This is a genomic window from Mediterraneibacter hominis, assembly GCF_014287475.1.
GTDB classification, from domain to species: Bacteria; Bacillota; Clostridia; order Lachnospirales; family Lachnospiraceae; genus Mediterraneibacter; species Mediterraneibacter hominis.
In genome coordinates, this window is sequence record NZ_JACOPF010000001.1 from 896939 (window position 1) to 915706 (window position 18768).

Consider the following 18768-nt stretch of genomic DNA (forward strand, 5'->3'; position numbering starts at 1 on the left):
GGTAGAAAGATGTTAGAATATAAAAGCACAGAACAATTTTTACATGACTATAGAAAATATCTTAATGAAAAAGGAATTACTAATGCGCACGTTGCTAGAAAAATGAATATATCACCGCAACAACTACAAAATATCTTTAAAAAGAAGCAGTTAAATATTATAGACTTAAAAAAATTATGCAATGCTATAGATCTTGAATTTATTATAGACATTAAAGCAAGAGAATAACATTAAGTAGATGACGATAGGAGTGTTATAGTTATATATGAAATATAAGGGAAACATAGAAGATATAACACTATTAATTAAGCATGCTATGTTAGATAAAGATAAAAGACAAAAAGATATTTGTAATAGTACCGGGTGGAGTAAAGGAACTGTAAGCAATTTGTTAAACAATAGAACGGATAACCCTAGTTTAAAAATATTATTACAAGTATGTGATGCTATTGATTGCGATTTAATGATTGATATTGTACCACGTAAAGAAGAAAATTAATCGCTGTAATCGCATTTTATACAACGTGTCAAAAGTGGGGATTATCATTTGTTTTTTCGCTAATTTTTATATATAAGTGGGGATTTATTTTAAATTATCATGTATTTTTATGTGTATAGTGGGGATTTTTACTCAAAAAGTTATCCGCATAATGTGGATAACTCCCTTTTTTAGTGTGAATAATTTTTCGATTTTGCAACGAACTTTTACAATAAAAAACATCAACAAAAATCTCATTTTAGCAAATCCAAAAATTCCCTATAAATACGCTATTTTTTAGATATTTTATTGATTTTTCTTATCATAGTATAAAAATAAATATCCCCCATTATTGTAAATAATAGGGGATGTTTGTAGCATAGGGGGTGTTTTACATTTCAAATTTAAGTTAGTTCTCGCTAATAACCCCCATGTGACCTATTCACACGTCACAGCCAAAAAAATGTTCGAAAATATGTTCGATATTCTCCCATTTCCCACTTCGTTAAACCTCAATAAATACGCAAATCCCCCTTCGTTCTTAACTCCAAGAAAAACCATTCAATCTACCTAGATTTTCTCAAATTCATACTTCACCAACGCAACACTTCCAGTAAATTCAACGCCTCAAACGAACTTACCACAAATATCCCCTATTATGGATTAATCCCTCTCATATTTTCCTAAAAAAATCACCCACAATATACACCACCCACATATTATAAAATCCCAGTAAAATCAATCATTTCTCCAATATACCCCCACCCAAATACAATATAAATTCTTATGAAAATCTCGAAGTCAATAAAATTTATAAAATAAAAAAATACAAAAAGAGAAGGAAATAAATAAAAGCATTCCTTCCACTCATTTCCACACCCTTGTTTTAATCATACAAATGCCTACTAATTTAAAATCAATTTTATTTTTGCTACGCAATGACTAACCATTGAAAAATCAGCACAACCCTACTAACCCTATAAAAGTATCACATAAGCACCATATTTTTTTAAATCTAGTTATAACAATAGAAAATAAATGCAACATGGAAAATACAATTACTCATACACCCGGAACATTGCATGTAATTGATTCGGGAAACGTATATGCTTCAGCAAACACATCCAACATGATAAAAGCAATCTAATTTCAATTCTATTCCGGCTATTCTATTATTATCCATAGAATATAAAACAAAACAACTATTACCCTACCAATTTATTACCTAGTTATATTTATTTTTTAAATCTAATTGTAATGCTATAAAAAAAACGAAAACTATATTGTCAGATTCAAAAAACAATACTTTCAATCATAAAATTCACAACATTTATGCTTACACCACTATCCCGGAAAAACATTTCAGCTCCGTAAAAAATTGATATAAAAATATAAATATAATAAAACCAATATATGATTAGATATTAAAATCAATTTTATTCCCAGAAATCTAACGCTAATAACAGAGTAGAATTTATAACTATCATTTAATGATAAAGTTATCACCTGATGACATTTAATTTTCCAAATCTATGGTTATCATTAGAATAAAACAGAAGTTATTTTTTTCATGACAAATATAAAAAATAAAATTTAAGCTCCATCCAGTGAAATAATGATAAAAAACATTATATTTTAATTCAGCAGACAAAATCGTAATAAAACAGAGAAGATAATTATAGAAACTAATTAAAACAGATTCACACAGTCCTTACTGCAATGGTATACTATTCACATATTAAAATATCATTGTTGTCAAGGAGGAAAATATGGAGGACATTTATAATTATATGATATGGGGAAATTATGACCAAAAAATTACCGCACTTGCAAAAATGACAGGTGAAAACTGGAATACCAAAGATAATACTAATAATCCAATTCTAAAACGCTATCTAACTCATACAACAAAGAAGTTGGAAGAAGAAGGAAAAATTTTAACTACAGACGAATACTGTATTATAAATACAGGGCTATTTACAACTTATTATGAACCCATATATATTTATGCTGAAAAAAATTATTCCTCGTCAGATCCAGATTGGTTTTTTAAATCATTTGCCACACCTTATGATCTTGGCAATTTAGGAATTACTACATTACCTGAAAGAGCAAATTATTTTCAAGATCCAAGTTTGCTTATCTTCAATCCGAATTACAAAATTAATGTACAATTTAAACATATCTATGACGATGAGGATAACAGAACTCGCATGCCCAGGGAGATTTTAGAAAGCAAAAATATTCACTCCGTGTTCAAAGGAGCCATTGACACAATGATTAAGAAAGTAACGGCAAATTACAAAATTGCTGTACCACAATATTTCAATGGACAGATTCAGTTATTGCTTCCTTTATGTTTAGTTGATGAAAACAAACCTGATTTAGCGTTAGTTGTTACCAGAGTAAATAATATCTATCAAGGGCATACTTGCTTAACATTGGAAATGGCGTATAACAATGCCCGATTGATCGCAAAACCCGAAAGTAATTGGTTAGTTCCTTAAAAGACTTCACAAATAAATATAACAGCATATTATATCAAAGTAAGGTAAACGAAAATCGTTTGCCTTATTTTTTTGAAAATTTTCAAAACATATGGAGAAGAAAGTAATGTATCTACAAATTCAAAATAAAGGAGAAAAATTATGAGTAACTTAAAATTAGTGACAACTGAAACTTTCGGGAATATCGTATGTAATTTTTACCGAAACATGAATGATGACATTCTATTAACCAGGGAACAAATAGGTCAAGCATTGGAATATGCAAACCCATCAAAAGCGATCCAAAAGATACATTTAAAGCATAAAGACCGATTAGATTCCTTGTATGTACGAATAAAATTAACAGGCTACCCCCAAACTGGGAATAATTGTACCCAGAACGGGGCTAACCTGAGAAAAAAAGAAGAACAAGAGCGTGTATATTACTCAGAGCGTGGGATTATGGAAATATGCAGATGGTCAAGACAGCCCAAAGCAAATCAGTTTATGGATTGGTGCTGGGATATCATAGAGAATTATCGCCACGGTAATGGAGTAACTACAAAAGAAATGGCATCTTTGCTTTCAACCGTATCCACTCTGACAAATACAATAACAGAGCTACATAAGGATATTACATCCCTGAAACAGAAAGTAAACAACCCTATTTCCATTCAACAGCCATCATCAGCATGGCTTATTGAAATGTTCCCAAAATTCAAAATCTTGGAGAAGCATTTAAATATCAGTCGCACAGAATTATATCGCAAGCTGTATATATCCTTAAAGCAGGCATATGAAATAGATGTAGACCAATTAAAACTGGATTATTGCGTCGCTTATGGTTTATTAGATTGTCATCCAATGTCCGCGATTGCGCATAATAAAAAGGCAAGAACATATTTGACCGGAATCATAGACGCCTTATTAAAAAAATATAAGCTCCAAAAAAATACGGATTCATTGGATGAGATATTTAACTTTGATAAAGTCACGATTACAAGAGAATGGTAAAAACAATCATATTGATATATTCATTTTCAATTCAATTTTGATGTACATGGAGAAGATAATAATAGGACATTACTTTCCTATCCCCTCTTATATCCAATTAATACAACTAATAATTGAACAAAGGAGAATATCAATAATCATGAATCATAGATACGAAAAATGCTATGCTGAAATTTTAGAAAAATCAGATAACCAAATAATAGATACATGGAAATTCTATCAACGTTATCTTCTTTGCATTAGTCGAAATAATCGGCAATATGCCACAGCAAAAACATACATACAAGTCTGTGAAGATATATTACGAATCCGAGGTAATGATTTTATAGATCGTACTTACCTGCAAGATTAAAAAGGAGAAGGGAAAATATGAAAATGTCTTTTTATCGAAAAAATAAGAATCTATATGTAGACGTGATTACACATAAAGCAAATGAATTACCAAAGATTCGTACTAAGATGGAATCTTATGGCATTTCTAAATACAGAGTAATTAAAAATAAGCCATATTCATGGGATTACAAAAGAAAATCGCGTAAGCGATTCAAGGGTGCGTTAGCACCCTAGCGAAGCACCTTTAGGTGCGTAGCATTTTACGGTTGAAATTTTTTCGTGAGAAAAAATGAAATCGTAAAATAAGTATTACTCTTATTATATGGTGTATTAATATTATTAGAGTATAGGTTTGGTTGCAGTATTATATATATCTTTTACTAGGTTTTTGGAAAGTAATATCAAAAAATACATTTATTTTTACCGCGACAAGAATAATATTATAATTATATTTTTTAAACAAAAATAATTTTGAATCATAAAAAGGAGAAGGGATATTTGATGAAGAGTGATATTCAATTTAATACTATCATTCCAATAGAGCACACTACAAATTATGAATATATATGTAGCGGCAGATTGTTTACACGAATACCTAATGAGTTAATTCAGCGCAATCTAAAAAAAAGGCATGGAATACATAACATATTATATGCTGTTTATTTGTTATTAGATAGATATAGTACCAGAGAACATGTCGTTCAAATCAGTATTGGTAAATTACTTGATTTAAGTGGGCATAAATATACGAGAAACGTAAAGACTTCTGTATTTTATGAAGTTATAAAATGCTTATATTTTTTAGAGCAAAGTAATTATATTGAAACTGATATTTGCGATTATCAAACATTTCAAAATTCTATAGATAGAAAAACATTGATTACGATACGGTTGATTTACGACAGATTTAATATTACTCAAAATTATACGCATATTCGTTGGAATGATTATGATAAGATTATGAATCTTACATCTTCTAATTCTAAACATTTATCAAAGGATTCATTATTATTCATTTATCTTTATGTTTGTTCTTATATAGGTACTCGCCCTAAAAATATGCCAATATCAGAATTTCCCGAAGCATTTTGGAAATCATTAAATGTTATCAATCTAGAAACCGGCATGTCCCGGCCATCAATTATTCAATATTTAAAAATTCTTTGTGAAGGCACTAATCCTCTATTAATTAAAATGGATGTAAAAGCTCGGCATAAATCTAATGCAGCCTTTCAAAATTTTCCAAACATTTATGTATTAAATAGAGAAGGATATAGAGAAGAACTAAATGCAGCTTACACAAAGTTGCTAAATAAAATTACCAAGTAAATATGTTTTCATTCTAAAAAAACGAGAAAGGATGATGTACGTATGAATTTAAACAGCAAAAGGAGAAGAAACCAATATGATAGATTTTATAAATTGTTCAAATTATTTAGACCATAGACGATATGGCGGCAGCATTTACAAATCAGATTTCGAGATGGAATATGGAGTAAGTATAGCAGATATGGCAGATAGAATCATTCGTGATTTAAGATTTGATGAACAATGTAGAAAAAATATAGAATGTCGCAAGCGGAGGTCTAAATAAAAATGGAGAAGGATATATTGACACTTGAAAAAGATATAATTCCCAGAAAATCAGTACCACTCTACGAGCAGGAAACTCATATTTATTATATGCGTGATGAAAAAACTGCAAAAATCTATACTTCAGACTCTACTCAGATAACTAAGTTTGACAAATTGTGTAAAGAAAATCCACAAATGTATCAATTGATTGAAGACACTGGATGGGGTAAGACTTATCTTTGTCAAAACAAAAATATGATTTCAATCAGAAAGAAAAAACGAGTTCTCACAGAAGCTCAAAAACAATTAGCGGCTGAACGTATGAAGAATATGCATTCAAGTAAAATTTTATAGAAAAAAGGAGAGATGAATTATGAGCACAGTTACAGGATGGGCAGATATGAAATACAGAGAGGAAGGATATGGTATTACTATCCCACTCTCTCAACTTAGTCAAGAAGCAATGTATAAAGATTATTCTGTATTTTGTCAGTATCAGTTTAATAAAAAGAAAAACAAATACCAGCTTACAATGTGGATTCAGCGAAAAGATATTGACGGACACTTCCGCTTCGAAAGAGAAGGAATTGATACACAATACATATCTGGAACCCGCGAAACAATCCGTGAAAATATCTGTCGCATCGTTGAGCAGGCAATGAATGTAAAATATTTTGATTATTATATTAACAGGTATGAATATGACATGGAATGCTATGAAAAAGGGTTTGAGATTTTAGAATTAAAAGGTGAGAAACCATGTGTATAATTTGTGGATTTGATCCATGTACATGTTCCTGCCCAAACTATATACCGCCAAAGTCAGTACACCATTGTATTATTTGTAATGAAGGTATCATTGAGGGAGAAAAATATATTGAAAACCTCACTGGTGAATGTGTACATTTTGATTGTATTCCGGGATTAAGATGGTTACTTTCCTGGTTGGGAAAAGAAATTAAAGAGGAAGTGAATTATGAGTCATATAGAGATTAAAATAATGCCAAATGAGCAATTCAAAAAAATCATGAACGAATTAAAGCAGACATGGGATTTCAATGAGGATTACAACAAATTATTCAAAAGGTACAATGTAGATGGATATATTATGTTACCGGATGCTACGGAATAAGCAATTGCTCTATTAGAAATTATATTCAACGACACAAATCATTGGATATCATATTTTATATATGATTTAAATTGGGGAAAAGATTATAAACATGGAGATATTGTGATTGATGGTAAAATATTTGATTTGATTACGTTAGATAATTTATATGATTTATTGATAAAAGGTATTAAATTTGGGGAGGAAATTTCTATTGCTTGACTCACAAATCAATATTTATTCAATTGATACTGGTAGTTTTTATTCAAATCATGAAAAATATCTTCACGATATGAATTGCAAATATCGGAGAGAAAGAAATTTTGTTAAGAATAAGCTCCCTCCTTTAGAAAAGTCATTAAAAGATTATGGCTTTCATGATTCTGAAATTTCAAACTTTAAAATGGGTAAGACTGAAGGGTTAGAGCGTTTACCTCCAACTGATGAAATCACAAGTATAATAAATGAATACATGCATTGGAATAAATTAATACGTCATAAACGAAAAAAAGCTTATGAATCAAAAGATAAATTACTAAAATTGCTTGCTAATCGTGTCAAACAGAATCAAATCACAGACGGGAAAGATCATATCCGGTGTATTCGCGAAGAAGATATTCATGATAAAAATATTATTTCTGTTTTTGAATCATTTATTACACGCACAATTGGTATAAAGCAAGATGAATTATCGGATGCTCTAATCGTTGTACAAATATATTATTTTGATGTATTCAAAGATTTATCTTTTCATGGTTTTACTTTTCGTGGAGAAAAATATAAATATTTCACATCATCAGCGGGTCAAATTCGAAAAAAGAAAGCTGTATTTATCAAAGAATCTATATGGAATAATATTGAAAAAACTATTATGTGCGGTTTGACTGTAGATATAATCAATGCTAATGGCGGAAATAACGTAAACAAACACTTAGCATACATGGCACTCACAAGTTCAGCTACAGATGAATGGACTGACTTTGATATTGATCGTTGCATTGTTATTGATGATTTTGAAACTCATGTTTGGGGAACATATGATTATGTGGATGATGTTACGTACCAGATTGAACGTCGTAATGGATATGTGCCAATTCCTCACACGGACGGAGCTGGAATGATGCTTCCTTCTGTGATGACAAAAAATACTATGGTACGTTTACCATGGATTAAGGGACTTCTGGGTGTATTTGATTTTAGGAAGTTTATTGAAGTTCATAATTACTCTCCTATTATCAAAGATATTTATGGCAAAGAATGGAATGTTATAAATGACGATATTCAAATTATTTTTACTAAAAGTCAATTTAAAATGTGGAAGTATTATAATAGCTGGCAAGATTATAAGGATAATTTTAAAAAATTTAATTGTCAGGCAGGGTTATGTAACACAGAAGAAGACAGAATTAAAAATGCCACAATTAATTATCAAATGTTACAAACATTAACAAATATAACCGATGATGAAATAGATAAGATTATTTCTAAATCTTATAAAAAAGTATCTAATATTTGCACATCTTTAGATACCATAAAGAATGTTCTTGGTATAACTCCTTATAATAATCATATGACTGCTTTTCAAAGAGCAATCAAAATCTATCCAGCGTTATTAAATGACACATACGCAAAAGATGTTTTAAGAGACATTAAGAACAGTCTAGTCAAACGATATCGCAGTGGAAAGCTTGAAATCAATGGGAAATATACATTTATACTTCCAGATTTTTATGCTGCTTGTGAACATTGGTTTGGGCATATTGATGTTCCAAACGGTCTTTTAAATGATAGAGAAGTATTTTGTTGGTTATTTAAAAGATATGATAAACTTGATTGTTTACGCTCCCCTCATCTCTATAAGGAACATGCTGTAAGATATAATATTGCTAATAGTATACATGGGGATAGGGCTAAAAGAATACGAGAATGGTTCACAACAGATGGGTTATACATAAGTACAAAGGATTTGATAAGTAGAATACTCCAATGTGATTTTGATGGAGACAAATCACTTGTAGTAGCAGACCCAACTTTCATTTCTATTGCAGAGCGTAATATGAATGGAATTGTACCACTCTTTTATGAAATGAAAAAAGCAAAGCCTACGTTGATTAATAATCAAACAATTTATGAGGGTTTAAATGCAGCATTTGTAGGTGGAAATATCGGAATATATAGTAATAATATTTCAAAAATATGGAATCATAATGTGTTTATAAATGGAACTGAAGAAGAAATTCAACATGCTATTGATTGTGTAAAAAGATTATGCTGCCAAAATAATTTTGTTATTGATTACGCAAAAACTTTATACAAACCTGAATTTCCTCAAAAAATATCAAAAGAAATCAAAACTTTCACCACTTTAAAGCTTCCTGCCTTTTTTGAGTTTGCAAAAGATAAATCTAAAGAACAAGTGCAAAAGCGAAACAATAGTTTTGTGAACAAACTTTATTATAGAATTCCTAACAAGCGGATGGATATAAAAAAACTTCACTTACCTAAATTAGATTATAAAATGATGATGTCTAATCCCAAAATAGTTTGTAGTAAAGAAGTATCAGATTTATATGCTCAAGTAAGCAAAGAATATAGTTTTCAAGTAAATATGAAAGATGAATTTGTAGATAATTTGCGTTATCTTGCATGTAAAATCAGGTATCAATTTAACGATTTGGGATATGCTGACGAAACTATTACAGATATGTTAGTTCAAAAAATATATGGCGGTAATAGTAGAAGAAAACAACTTTTATGGTTTTTGTACGGTTATTATATTGTGCGTAACTTGGAGAAAAACTTAGATATTAAGAAAACAAAAATTATTCAGTGCATTGACTGCGATGAGTGGTTTGAAGTCGATATTTATTCACATGCTTGTCGTTGTAAAAATTGTCAAAAAGAATATCGAAGAACCTACCACAGAGAGCGAAATCGTAGAATTTCAACAGATCCTTGATAATTTTTTTCGTCCACTATTAATGGACTATTTTAAATGGCAAAAAATCGTAAAAAATGGAAATAGTCCATTTGTAATGGGCGAAAGTTTTGTACACTATATGGAAAGATAAAACGTATCAAAATAGCTTCAAGTCATTATATGTAAATTATGATACTTTTCTATAATTTCATTTCTGACAGAATGGAGGTTGCAATTATTTGATTTTAACACAAGAAAATTTAATAAAGCAAATAGCGAAAAGAGAAGATATAAATGTGGTGCTAGTTCGCAAGGTCTTTAAGTCAGCCGAAAAGATAATTTTCGAGCACTTATCTTCTACTACTCCGTCTGAAAATATGACAGTAAAAGTTTTAAATGGTTTAAATATTGAATGCAATTATATTCCTCAAAAGGAAATACATACATTTAGTAACTTTATATGTGATGATAGAATATGGGCTAAACCAAAATTGTCTCGATATTATAATAAAAAACTGAATGGGTATGTTGACTAAATATACAAGTATATAGTAGATAGTATTAAAAATTCAAATGGAGGATTGCTTAATTATGATCTTAAAAGAAGCTTACCGTTACCAGAATCACTTAAAAGATTTATTTTACGAAGCAAATCATATGCTTACAATGTCTGATTTTATAACAATAAAAAAGCAGGAACACTATAGAAATGACGCAAATGTAAACGCCAAAAATGATACATTAATTGTTCCTAAGTCAATGGATGTATCATATACTCCTTCTGCAATAATTGATGTTGTTATGGAAATCATTGCAGAAAAAGAGTGTCTCTCAAAAGCAATTGATGATGCAAAAAAAGAAACAGAAATCAGTATAGACTCTTCTATATCACTCAATAAATTAAAACAGTCTTTTATAGCTACTCTTCAAAATATGTATTCCAAGAAGCCTTCCGAAAAAGAAATATTTGGAAAAGACTACTGTTTCAACAATGACGGAAATCAGATCGAATATGTATATAAGATCAAAGAGATTATATCAATTGACTACGATAGAACTAACGTAAGAAAACTTGCAAAAAAATTGCAGAGAGAATGTGATGAAATATCAATGAAACTAGACCAGCTTGAAGTTACTACAGAAATAAATTTTACACCTAAATTTGATATTGATGACACATTAGAAGATATTATGTTAAAGCAACAATAACATTATTACTAAGATGAAAGACTCATATAATATTGTGATTGTCGGACGCTTCTTGGCAGATGAAGTATAATGCTGCTAAATCAAAATGAAAATGGGTAAAACAAGAAAGTACATATACTTTTAATGTTGATATGATTTAAATGATTGCGTTATTTGTTTCTATATGTGATATTTCCTATTTCTGTATTTTGTCAATACGTTCGGTATGATCGTACATTCAATCTATGAGAATCGTTTCAATAAAGTATAATTATATATTAATGAACAGTTGGTAGAAATAACCAAGTAAATAATTTCACATAATTTGATATTCACATTGTCTGAAGTCGCAGTACTTATACGAGTTTTCATATATTGTATCAGTGGCGGTTCTGGATGTATCATTCAATTTGGCACCGTCACTGAATTTTGGGATATGGTGTAATGGTAACACATAAGACTTTGACTCTTATAACTCAGGTTCGAATCCTGATATCCTAGTTGTCAGAATCTCTAACATGGTGCTCGCTGCCGGGCGGCGCAGAATTGGCAGACGTGTCATTCTTGTTGCGGTTCTGATAATATGTAACAATTCAGATGGACGTCACATCGGCAACAAGATTGGTTGTGAATGATTGTTACAGAGCGAATTGAAGTCGGTCTTTTCGCTATATAAAAATAGAAACAAGGGCAAATCGACAGTAGCCTCGTTTCATTAAAAACCCGTGTTAAAATTGCTCTAAAAACAACAGTGGCGATTGGGAGAAATGAAGTTCAGCGCAAAGAGCAAGCGAGACTCATATAGTTACCGAAAGCCCAGTCAGTTTATACGTGGGAAGCTGACACTATAAGTACCACAAGGTATTAGATGTTTCTGGTGTGTACCAGAAAAGGTTTTAATGGTTGTGGGAAGTTGCCTATTTGTAAGTGTAGAAAGGTTTCTTGAACCGCTTTGGCGGTTCATGCGGAGATTCCGACTCTCCTAAAACACGTTTTCATAGTGTGGCTACGGACTATGAAGTAATTGCAGGCGTAGTATTGGTGCATGAGGGCATGGGAGACTGCTTAAATGTGTGCAATCCTATCATGGGAATGGGGCCATGCACAGCCAATAGGACAGTAAGCCGATGTATAAGTCGTGTCAAGTATATGACAACGATCATATTGAAAGCACAATATGATTTGCGGGACGCCGGGCTTATATCGCAATCCTTAAAATTTAAATCGCCAATATTAACGCATGATAACCGGTCAATTTTATGCGAGACCACTGAGAGGAAGAATCCTTCTTACCACGAATGAGGTGGTGTGAAAACAGTAGCAATTCAGGTCGCTCCTAATGAATTTCGGACATAAATTGCGATCCGTGGATATAGTGGAAAGGCGGTAAAGGCTTATCGCATTGAGCCATAATCAATGTACGGGGCTGCCGGTTAAACAGCACCTTGCACTGGGTATAATAGTGTCATCAGGTCTTGCGGATTAAGCGATAGATGTAAAAACGACATCCGATAGTGTCAAGCATGGCACGAAAAACATCAATGCAAGCCAGGATGACTGGCTTATGGGAGAAAGGTCACTGTTGGTTGTGTGTCGGCAGACTGTAAATCTGTTCCCTTGTGGTAAACATCGGAGGTTCAATTCCTCCTTCTCCCATTCCACAGTAGCTAGTACCCTATAGGCTGTCAGGTACGGCAGCGGCTACGGGAGGAACCTGGCTCCGTGGTCAAGCGGTTAAGACATCGCCCTTTCACGGGTGTAACGTCGGTTCAAATCCGGCTGGAGTCATTTTTCCACCGAGCAAGGCGGTTCAACCCACTAAGAAGCCTTGCGAAAAAACTTTTCCAGAGAGATAAGACCAAAGACCGTGAGGAGTGGTAGTCGGTGATTCTGGAATATCCCCGGAAGTATACGTTATTTCATGTGTATTGCGCCTAAAGGGCATTAAAATGGTGGTTTTATATGGGGATTAAAGGCTGATAGTTTAAATAAATTGATAAGAAACCCATTGGCTTTAGACAATGGGTAGTTCACAACCACTAGTAGCTGGTGATGAACTGGTGTCGGGGTTTGAGTCCCTGATGTGGCGTTTGCCGTGTTCCCATAATGGTATTGGAACGGATTGCTAATCCGTCGCCGGATATCCGGCTTATAGGTTCGAGTCCTATACACGGCGCTAAAATATCATCATGTTTTTAAATATGGAGCTGTAGCTCAGTTGGTTGTAGCGCGCGACTGTTAATCGCGAGGTCAAAAGTTCGAGCCCTTTCAGCTCCGTTTACCACTGACCGATATGTGGTATATAAATGGTCGGGTTGTATAGTTTTACAGAAAGACTGTTGGTCGTCCGCTATGGCTCATAACCATAGTTACGTGGGTTCGATTCACACTTCTGCCACTACTCTCCTATTTGGAGAAATTCGTATATTGAAAGGAAACAGCCAGCTAAAAATATTTTACAAAAAGTTTATAACTTTTTATAAGTTTTCAGTAACGGAAGATTCAAATAGTTAAAATATCTACACAAGAAAAAGACTATCTTATATCTCGTGGTGTCACATTCGGATATGGTGGCATCAGTCATACTGACAGCAGACATCGACGTTCATATTATCTGTGCGAGTCGAGATACAACATGAAAGTTTTACAAAGATATCGCAATTCAAGAATTACAAAATAACGCTTAAAACTCAGGCAGAAAGGCGGTTATTATTATCGCTTCAAAAAAGAAAAAGAATATAAAAGTTTCATTTGTAGACTCTCCATCATCCGAAGATGTAACTGGAAGTCTTATTTTTGTTTCTACACCAAATCATAAAATTTTAGTTGATGCAGGGCTACATCAAACGAATGATCGGTATCATGACTTTCTAGTAAATAATCGAAAATTCAAAGAATTTAAACCTAAAGAAATAGATTATATTTTTATAACACATCTCCATGCCGACCATGCCCTTCTTCTCCCAAAATTGTTTAAAGACGGGTGCCGTGCAAAAACTATTATGACAAGTGAATCTGCGGCGGTATTAGAAGATATGGCAATGGATTGTGCAGAAATCAATCAAAGAGATGTTTTACTAATTAATAATCAACATAGTAAGAACTACCCTCCTCTTTATACTGAGAATAATGTGGAATTGATGTTGAATTATGTCTACGAGTATCCTATAAATTCGCTTATAAAAATTGATGAAGAGTTATCTTTTGAATTAGTTCCAAGTGGTCATCTTCTTGGAAGTTGCCAAATCATGCTTTATATTACCATTGATAATGCCAAAAAGTCTATACTCGTCACAGGAGATATTGGAAATAAACAAGTTAAAAATCGATTCGTCGGAGAATATCAGCAAGTTCGTTCTGCTGATTTAGTAATTGGTGAAGCTACGTATGGAGATAAGCCTACTCTTAAAACTGGTAAAAAAGAACGTAGAAATGATTTAGAAAAATTTAAATCTATTATCGATACTCAGATAAAGGAATTAAACGGCAGGGTTATTATTCCCTGTTTTGCTCAATCAAGGATTCAGCAGCTTTCTTTAATGGTATATCAAATGTATAAGGATTCGGAATGGAAACCTAAAACTTATATTGATTCTCCATTGTCTATTAAAATTTTTAATGATTATCAAAAGTGTTTAAGCGGCAAAGACAAGGAAGACTTTGATGAAATGTTGGAAAGTAATTTTTTAACATTTATCAAAGAATCGGAAGACAGCAAGTACCTTGTTGCAAGTAATGAACCTTGCCTTATTTTATCAACTTCAGGTATGTGCCAGGTTGGAAGAATTAGACATCATTTAAAACGATGTATTCCTGATCCTAATGCTACATGCTTATTTGTCGGTTTTTGCACAGATGGAAGTCTTGGAGCAATCCTCAAAGATGATACGCGTACTTCTATTACTATAGATCAGAAAGAATACCCTTGTAGATGTGCAGTTTATAACCTCAAGAGTATGTCTGGTCATTCACCATTTAATCAGTTGGTAGAAAACTATACAGAAATCAACTGTAACAAGATAGTTTTGCATCATGGATCAAGTAAAGCAAAAGATACACTTAAAAAAGCCCTAGAAAAAGAATTTGCAAAGAAATGTAAATCAACTAGAGTTATAATAGCTAATTCTAGTTTAAAATTTAATTTATAAAAGGATGATTAACAATATATAAGAAAAAATTTGATAAAGAATATAGTACCCAATTCGTTCCTGAAATGAAGTATTTACAGTCGCAAGGAATTAACTATTCTTTCGTAAAAAAAATAAATGGAATAACAACGTATAAATATACTAAGACACCCGAATTATTTTTGGCTTTGGTGTCTTTTTATATGAATAATAAGTAAAAGGATTAATAATAGGTGATAAATAATGGCAAGAAAGAAAACAAATCAAGAATTTATTTCCGAGTTAAAAGAGAAGAATATTGGGTATATTCCATTAGAGGAATATATAAATGCAACTACAAAAATTAAATTTCGTTGTAGTAGTGGACATGTATGGAAAGCAACACCACATAACATACTAAATGGAAGAGGTTGTCCGTATTGCAATCATTCTATTAAACTTTCAAATGCAGACTTTATTACAAGATTAAAAAGAGTAACAAATACAATAATACCATTGGAAGAATATAAATCGTTTCACGAAAAGATTCAATGTTTGTGTACGGAATGCGGAAATAAATGGATGGTTTCTCCTGCAAAACTTTTAAATAATCGTGGGTGTCCAGTTTGCTCGCGTAAAATATGTGGTAAAAATAGAATTTCAAATCATGAGGGTGATTTTTTATTAAAATTAAAGAATAACAAACCTAATATTCTTTTATTAGAAGAATACTCCGGTGTGGATCATCCAATACAATTTAAATGTAATATATGTGGTTATGAGTTTTGTACAACTCCATACAAGGTATTAAAATCAAAATATGGTTGTAAAAATTGTCATAACAATTTCATGAAAATTTCAAATAACGATTTCAAAACTAGGCTCTCTATAGTTCTTCCCGATATTATTCCTATTGATGATTATATTAATTTTCATACAAAAATCAAATATTATTGTAAAAATTGTGGAGAATTTCATTATGCATCGCCAGGTAATTTATTACATGGATATGGATGTCCAACCTGCAATGCATCAAAAGGTGAAAAACGATGTAAATCAGTATTAGAAAAAATTGATATTGCGTATGAACCCCAATACATTTTTCCAGATTTACTTGGGATAAGAGGCGGAAATTTGAGATTTGATTTTGGTATATTAAATCATCAATTAAATTTAATAGGACTTATAGAATATGACGGAATATTTCATTATAAGAAGCAATATGAAAATGATGGATTTGAAAATATTAAAATACACGATGATTTAAAAGATAATTATTGCATCAATCATGGCATTCCGTTATTAAGGATTCCATATTGGGATTTTGATCGCATAGAAAAATTGATATCCGCATTTATTTTCAACATTAATAATAAACAAATTGAAAGGTGTGTTTAAAATAGAATTTACATTAAATGAAATTATTGAATCAATAAAACCAACTGGATTGCCAGATATTGTATATTATCAATATTACAAACAGCTTATGAATAGAAAGATTGTAATTAATGAGGCAATTAGTGATTCAATTATAGAATCAGCGGTTATTCCCTTAATTGATATGGATAATGATGGGACAGGAAAACCAATCGAAATTTACCTTGCTACTGTTGGTGGGGATATTTACTCAGGATTTAATTTGGTTGATGTTATTAAAAAAATAAAAACACCTGTTACTATACATATAATGTCAATAGCAGCTAGTATGGGATTGTTGATTGCTATGTCTGGTCATAAGAATCCAAACGTCAAAACAGTATGTCACCCATTTAGCGTTGGACTGTTACACTCTGGTTCACAATATATGGAGGGAACTGCTCATGCTGTAAAAGATACATTTGATTTTTCACAGCATTACGAGGACAAAATTAAAGAATATATATTATCACATTCAAATATTGATGAATATTTATATGAAAAAATTGAACGCAAAGAATACTGGATGGATGCAGATGAAATGAAAAAGCTTGGCATAGTTGATGAGATTATTTAGGAAGAGTACTACTGCTCTTCTATTTTTGTATTATAAATTAGTTAAAATTGGAGGAATTATATTTGGCTAAATTTACAAAATCCACAACATTTAAAAATGCTGTTATTGATTTAGATGAAGAAACCATTACTGAATTTACCAAGGATGATACAAGAGTCTATAGTCTCAAAAAATTATTGAAAGATTGGGATGGTGTTGAAGGGATTTCTATTACAATTAAACAAGATGACGAAATTCCTGAAGATAGCTTCTACGACGATGATAATAATGGGTATGATGAATAGGCGGTGATTTATTATAGATATCAATAGATTGCCAAATGAAAACGAGGAACAATATATATGGCGAATCGGACAAGCAAAAGATTCCGGATTATTAGATATGGATTGGAATGAAATAGCTAATATCATTAATAAAGAATTTAGAACGGATGAAACCGAATACCGCACAGAAGCAGCTTATAGAAAGCCGTATCAACAGACAAAACGCTTTTACGAAGCAGGCATATTCAATAAATTGAATGAAGACGCATATTTCAAAGAGTTGCAACTTCAGAAGCAAGATTTAGAAAAAGAACGTGTTAAAACTCGTGATGAGCGTAATGAATTACGGCGTATTATCAGAGAAGAAGCTCGGAAAGAAAGTTACAAAGAGCAAATATTGCGTAGTATATCAGAATACCATGGTATACCACTAGATTATGATAAAAACAAGCAATTTACAGGTATATTAAAAACTGACAATGATTTAATTATTTCTTGTACAGACATTCATGCAGGTATAGAAATAGATAACTATTTTAATAAATTTAATGAAAATGTATTGAAAGATAGATTTAATCAGTATCTTGATAAAATCTTTGAGATTCAATTACGTCATGGTTCAGAAAATGCTTATGTAATTCTTTCCGAATTAGTAAGCGGAATTATCCATAACACTCTTCGTATAGAGAATAATCAAAATCTAATTGAACAATTTCTTTGTGTTACAAATTATATTGCAGAATTTTTATCTGAACTGAGTTATAGATTTAATACAGTAAATGCATATATTTGTCCCGGAAATCACTCTCGCATTTCTCCCAAGAAAGAAGATTCATTAAAAGGTGAAAATATCGATCATCTTGCTCTTCCATTTTTAGAGGCAAAGTTACAAAATTTTAAAAATATACTTTTTAATCGAAATACAATTGAAGAGTCTATCGCAATGTTTTCAGTAAGAAATAGCATTGTAATGGCAAGTCACGGTGATAAAGATTCTCCGAGCAATGTAGTGCAAAAATTCACATTACTGTTTGGTATTCGTCCAGATATTGTTTATCTTGGGCATAGACATACAAATGGATTAACCACTGTATATAATTGTAAAGTTATTCAAAGCGGATGTATGTCTGGAATAGACAACTACTGTTTGGATCGCAGGCTATACGATAAGCCCCAACAAACAATATCGGTTGTTACAGAAAGAGGATTGGATTGTTTATATGATGTGAAGTTTAATTGATGAATACAGAATAAACAGACAAAGAACGGCTCATTGGTTTATCAAGAAAAATAGAATCAAA

Annotated in this window: 16 protein-coding genes and 5 tRNA genes; all 21 read left to right on the top strand. The window is 31.6% G+C overall.

Translation table 11 applies throughout. The annotated features are described in order from the left end of the window. Positions 1-9: 9 nt before the first annotated feature. Positions 10-228 carry a helix-turn-helix domain-containing protein gene (locus H8S37_RS04460; RefSeq protein ID WP_186874820.1) on the top strand — a complete coding sequence of 73 codons (219 nt, stop codon included), beginning with the start codon at positions 10-12 and terminating at the stop codon, positions 226-228. Positions 229-265: 37 nt separating this feature from the next. Continuing rightward, positions 266-499: a helix-turn-helix domain-containing protein gene (locus tag H8S37_RS04465; protein ID WP_186874821.1), complete on the top strand. Its 234-nt coding sequence runs from the start codon at positions 266-268 to the stop codon at positions 497-499. Between the two features lie 1748 nt (positions 500-2247). Beyond that, positions 2248-2985 (top strand): DUF3825 domain-containing protein, encoded by a 738-nt coding sequence (locus tag H8S37_RS04470; protein ID WP_186874822.1) that lies wholly within the window; start codon positions 2248-2250, stop codon positions 2983-2985. Positions 2986-3126: 141 nt separating this feature from the next. Then, positions 3127-3978 (top strand): BRO family protein, encoded by an 852-nt coding sequence (locus tag H8S37_RS04475; RefSeq protein ID WP_186874823.1) that lies wholly within the window; start codon positions 3127-3129, stop codon positions 3976-3978. An 834-nt stretch (positions 3979-4812) separates the two neighbouring features. Beyond that, positions 4813-5640, top strand: coding sequence for a hypothetical protein (locus H8S37_RS04480; protein ID WP_186874824.1), 828 nt, complete (start codon positions 4813-4815; stop codon positions 5638-5640). Positions 5641-5907: 267 nt separating this feature from the next. Further along, entirely contained in the window at positions 5908-6240 is a 333-nt protein-coding gene (locus H8S37_RS04485; protein WP_186874825.1) for a hypothetical protein, read from the top strand. Positions 6241-6259: 19 nt separating this feature from the next. Further along, positions 6260-6655: a hypothetical protein gene (locus tag H8S37_RS04490; protein WP_186874826.1), complete on the top strand. Its 396-nt coding sequence runs from the start codon at positions 6260-6262 to the stop codon at positions 6653-6655. Positions 6656-6862: 207 nt separating this feature from the next. After that, positions 6863-7018: a hypothetical protein gene (locus H8S37_RS04495; protein ID WP_186874827.1), complete on the top strand. Its 156-nt coding sequence runs from the start codon at positions 6863-6865 to the stop codon at positions 7016-7018. Positions 7019-7211: 193 nt separating this feature from the next. Then, on the top strand, positions 7212-9956 hold the full coding sequence (locus H8S37_RS04500; protein ID WP_243207061.1) for an RNA dependent RNA polymerase: 2745 nt from the start codon (positions 7212-7214) through the stop codon (positions 9954-9956). Positions 9957-10156: 200 nt separating this feature from the next. Then, the gene (locus tag H8S37_RS04505) at positions 10157-10453 is read left to right on the top strand and encodes a hypothetical protein (protein WP_186874828.1); all 297 of its coding nucleotides are present in this window, start codon (positions 10157-10159) and stop codon (positions 10451-10453) included. A gap of 55 nt (positions 10454-10508) precedes the next feature. Next, positions 10509-11126, top strand: coding sequence for a hypothetical protein (locus H8S37_RS04510; protein WP_186874829.1), 618 nt, complete (start codon positions 10509-10511; stop codon positions 11124-11126). Between the two features lie 409 nt (positions 11127-11535). Then, positions 11536-11606 (top strand) — tRNA-Gln (locus H8S37_RS04515). A gap of 1065 nt (positions 11607-12671) precedes the next feature. After that, a tRNA-Tyr gene (locus H8S37_RS04520) sits at positions 12672-12761 on the top strand. A gap of 60 nt (positions 12762-12821) precedes the next feature. Continuing rightward, a tRNA-Glu gene (locus tag H8S37_RS04525) sits at positions 12822-12893 on the top strand. 304 nt (positions 12894-13197) lie between these two features. Beyond that, positions 13198-13281 (top strand) — tRNA-Ser (locus H8S37_RS04530). A 27-nt stretch (positions 13282-13308) separates the two neighbouring features. Then, a tRNA-Asn gene (locus H8S37_RS04535) sits at positions 13309-13382 on the top strand. 515 nt (positions 13383-13897) lie between these two features. Further along, positions 13898-15253 carry an MBL fold metallo-hydrolase gene (locus H8S37_RS17395; RefSeq protein ID WP_330604901.1) on the top strand — a complete coding sequence of 452 codons (1356 nt, stop codon included), beginning with the start codon at positions 13898-13900 and terminating at the stop codon, positions 15251-15253. 222 nt (positions 15254-15475) lie between these two features. Continuing rightward, positions 15476-16609 carry a zinc-ribbon domain-containing protein gene (locus H8S37_RS04545; protein ID WP_186874831.1) on the top strand — a complete coding sequence of 378 codons (1134 nt, stop codon included), beginning with the start codon at positions 15476-15478 and terminating at the stop codon, positions 16607-16609. Then, positions 16602-17204 (top strand): ClpP family protease, encoded by a 603-nt coding sequence (locus H8S37_RS04550; protein WP_186874832.1) that lies wholly within the window; start codon positions 16602-16604, stop codon positions 17202-17204. The genes H8S37_RS04545 and H8S37_RS04550 overlap by 8 nt, the downstream gene beginning before the upstream one ends. 62 nt (positions 17205-17266) lie before the next feature. Continuing rightward, positions 17267-17488 (top strand): YonK family protein, encoded by a 222-nt coding sequence (locus H8S37_RS04555; protein ID WP_186874833.1) that lies wholly within the window; start codon positions 17267-17269, stop codon positions 17486-17488. 97 nt (positions 17489-17585) lie between these two features. Beyond that, positions 17586-18707, top strand: coding sequence for a hypothetical protein (locus H8S37_RS04560; RefSeq protein WP_243207062.1), 1122 nt, complete (start codon positions 17586-17588; stop codon positions 18705-18707). Positions 18708-18768 lie beyond the last annotated feature (61 nt).